4 protein-coding genes are annotated in these 3218 nt (G+C 59.9%); 1 reads left to right on the top strand and 3 read right to left on the bottom strand.

The annotated features are described in order from the left end of the window. Nucleotides 1-17 precede the first annotated feature (17 nt). The gene (locus FEM54_RS28645; protein WP_017139774.1) at nt 18-299 is read right to left on the bottom strand and encodes a hypothetical protein; all 282 of its coding nucleotides are present in this window, start codon (nt 297-299) and stop codon (nt 18-20) included. A gap of 8 nt (nt 300-307) precedes the next feature. Next, a complete protein-coding gene (locus FEM54_RS28650) occupies nt 308-649 on the bottom strand; it encodes an antibiotic biosynthesis monooxygenase family protein (RefSeq protein WP_017139773.1) in 342 nt (113 codons plus the stop codon). 328 nt (nt 650-977) lie between these two features. Between FEM54_RS28650 and FEM54_RS28655 the strand changes: the two genes are divergently transcribed. After that, nucleotides 978-1907 carry an AraC family transcriptional regulator gene (locus FEM54_RS28655; RefSeq protein WP_017139772.1) on the top strand — a complete coding sequence of 310 codons (930 nt, stop codon included), beginning with the start codon at nt 978-980 and terminating at the stop codon, nt 1905-1907. Nucleotides 1908-1944: 37 nt separating this feature from the next. Here FEM54_RS28655 and FEM54_RS28660 read toward each other — a convergent pair. Then, a partial coding sequence (locus FEM54_RS28660; protein ID WP_138453865.1) for an ATP-binding protein occupies nt 1945-3218 on the bottom strand: 1274 nt, incomplete at its 5' end.

The following is a 3218-nucleotide window of genomic DNA, read 5'->3' on the forward strand; positions in this document are numbered from 1 at the left end:
ATATAAAGCGTTCGGCTTCAGCTTGCGGCCGTTGCCCAAGTCAGTTGACCGTCTTCGTCCACATCAACCAGACATTCAAGTTGCAGCGTCGCTGCATCGTCGGCGTCGGAGGCGGTCTTGAAGGTCTGGCCAGCCAGGATCTTGTGAAACTGCGGGGCGCCCATGCCATCGAGTGCCTTGACGGCGACGGCGGCGCTGTAGCCACCCTCTTCTTCACGCACTAATGCAGAAACGGCTTCGTGATGGGCAAATTGTTTACGTGCCATGTTGCAGGTCCTGGCCAATGAAAAGTCGGCCATTCTAACCGCTAACCGGCCAATTGCAGGTACTCACCGTAAGCATGGGCGGCGGATGCGTCGGTGAAGGTCTGGAAGTCCATGCTGCGCACTACCATGTCGTTCAACAGCTCAGTAAAGAGCATCAAGGCAGGGGAACTGAAGTAGGCACTCATCGCCTGCTCGCTGCTCCAGAAGCCCGAGACCAGCCATACATCGGGATCGACCTGGGAATGCTGCAACGAGAATTGCAGGCAACCCTGAGCCTGACGGCCCGGTTCGATCAAACTGCTCAAGCGTGCACCGAGTTCGGTGCTGCACCCGGTACGGGCACGGATAAAGGCCATATGGCTCGCGGGAATGGGGGTGGACATGTTCGACTCTCCCGTTGAGAAGTGATGCTCGGCAAGCACTGTGAGGGCGTGTTGCCACAGGATCAAAGATAGCGGCGCGAAGATGGGCGCAGTTAGTCGATTCCTGCAGGCTTATTGCACAATCCTGCGAGAAGCGTAGATAAGACGTCTGGCCCCAGGGATTTATTCCAACCGCACACTCAGTGTTTCAGGCACATGACAGGCCCTGCACTTGCCTGATTCACGCCTTATCGCAGGATCAGGCAAGGATTGTGCAGAATCGAAGTAACACCTTTTGAAAAGCCGCCGCTAAGCTGGGCCCATCAAAGCAGTCAGTAGAGGACGCTCCATGTCGTCGCCCGAAACCAAGCCAATGCCCCTCGATGCCGAGATGGAAAAACAACGCGCCGAGCTGGCCAGCATTGTTCACCGTCATACCTGGGAAGATGGCTCCTACGGCACGGCAATTACCTCGCTGTATCTGAACCGCCACAACACCCCGCGCGATTTCATGCCGGTGCTGGTCGAACCCGCCCTGTGCATTCTGGCCAGCGGCAGCAAGGAAGTGCGCCTGGCCGACGAGATCTTTGCCTACGACCCGCTCAATTATCTGGTGTTTTCGGTGGCGATGCCCGTCGCCGGGCGGATCATCGACGCCACACCGCAAGACCCCAACCTGTCGGTGCGCATCAATATCGACCCGGCCCAGCTCACCGCATTGATCGCCGAGGCGGGACCAATGGGCGTGCCCTCCAGGCCGACATCGCGTGGCATGTACGTTGACCGCATCGACAACCAACTGCTCGACGCCGTGTTGCGCCTGGCGCGCCTGCTGGACACACCGAAAGACATCGCCATGCTCGCGCCACTCATCAACCGCGAGATTCTCTATCGGTTGTTACGTGGCCCGCAGGGTTATCGACTGTATGAAATCGCCGTGGCCAACAGTCAGAGCCATCGCGTGAGTCAGGCCATCAAATGGTTGAACGGTAACTTCGAACAACCGCTGCGCATTGATGACCTGGCCAGGGAAGTGAACCTCAGTGTTTCGACCTTGCACCATCGCTTCAAGGCGATTACGGCGATGAGTCCGCTGCAATACCAGAAGCAGTTACGGTTGCAGGAAGCGCGGCGATTGATGATTGCCGAAGGGCTGGAGGCGTCGGCAGCGGGGTATCGGGTAGGGTATGAGAGCCCGTCGCAGTTCAGCCGGGAATACAGCCGGTTGTTCGGGGCACCGCCGCTGCGGGATTTGGCCCGGCTGCGCCAAAGTATCTGACTCAACCGGGATCAAAATGTGGGAGCCAGCTCCCACATTAGTCCAGGGTTCGGGGCAACTGTAAGGTCACCCGCAACCCGCCTTCGCGCAAATTCTGCAAGCTCACTTCACCGCCATGGCTGTGGGCAATGTTGCGCGCGATGCCCAGACCCAAGCCATAACCTTGCTGCTGGCCAGCCAGGCGAAAGTGCGGTTCGAAGACCTGTTCCAAACGCTGCTCCGGCACGCCCGGGCCTTCGTCATCCACATGCAGGATGAACTCCACGCCATCGTCCTCGATATGCAAATGCGCGTTCTGCCCGTACTTCAAGGCATTGTCGATCAGGTTGCCGATGCAGCGCTTGAGCGCCAGCGGTTTGCCCGGATAAGGGGTCAGCGCCCGTCCGTGCTGGGTGATACGGCCGTTACCGTTCGGCGCCAGGTACGGTTCCACCAGGCAATCAAGCACGTGGTTAAGGTCGACCGGCTCGATGTTCTCGTGGATGTCGGTGTCTTTGACGCATTGCAGTGCCCCCTTGACCAGCAACTCCAACTCATCCAGGTCGCGACCGAATTTGGCTTGCAGGTTTTCGTCTTCCAGCAACTCCACGCGCAAGCGCAGACGCGTGATCGGCGTGCGCAAATCGTGGGAAATCGCGCTGAACAGTTGGCTGCGCTCGGTGAGGTAACGGCTGATGCGCTCGCGCATGGCGTTAAACGCACGGCCCACTTCCACCACTTCGCTGCCACCGCCTTCGGCCACCGGTTCCACATCGGCGCCCAGGGACATGTCCCGCGCTGCACGGGCCAGGCGCTTGAGCGGCCGGCTTTGCCAGTGCACCAGCAGGCCGATAAACAGCAACAGGAAACCGCTGGTCAGCACGATAAACCACACTTGCTGCGACGGCAGGCCTTGTTCTTCCAAACTGGTGTAGGGCTCGGGCAGCAGCGAGGCGATGTACAGCCATTCGCCCGGTGCCAGCTGGATTTGCGTGACCAGCACCGGCGGGTTCACCGGCTCCAGGGTCAGCGCGTAATGCGCCCAGGAACGCGGCAGTTCATCGAGTTTGAGGCCCGCGTTGAAAATACGCAGGTCCTCGGCGCTGACGAACTCCACCGAAATATGCACGTCGCTGCCCAGGGTCTGGCGCAGCACCTCGTCCACGGCTTGCAGCACCGCCTGCTTGCGCGGGGTCTGCGGCAGAATCTGCATGTCCAATGGGCGGTCGTTGAGGGTCACCACAAACCGCGTGCCACCCATGCTGCGCAGTTGGTCGAGCACCAACGGGCGGTAGGCAACCGGCAGCGAGCGGAAGTAACTCACGCTGGCCG

Source organism: Pseudomonas edaphica, from assembly GCF_005863185.1.
In the GTDB taxonomy this organism is placed as follows: domain Bacteria; phylum Pseudomonadota; class Gammaproteobacteria; order Pseudomonadales; family Pseudomonadaceae; genus Aquipseudomonas; species Aquipseudomonas edaphica.

Bases quoted from the DNA above. Each gene is read 5' to 3' on its own strand.
- FEM54_RS28645 (WP_017139774.1), bottom strand. From the start codon at position 299: ATGGCCGACTTTTCATTGGCCAGGACCTGCAACATGGCACGTAAACAA.
- FEM54_RS28650 (WP_017139773.1), bottom strand. From the start codon at position 649: ATGTCCACCCCCATTCCCGCGAGCCATATGGCCTTTATCCGTGCCCGT.
- FEM54_RS28655 (WP_017139772.1), top strand. From the start codon at position 978: ATGTCGTCGCCCGAAACCAAGCCAATGCCCCTCGATGCCGAGATGGAA.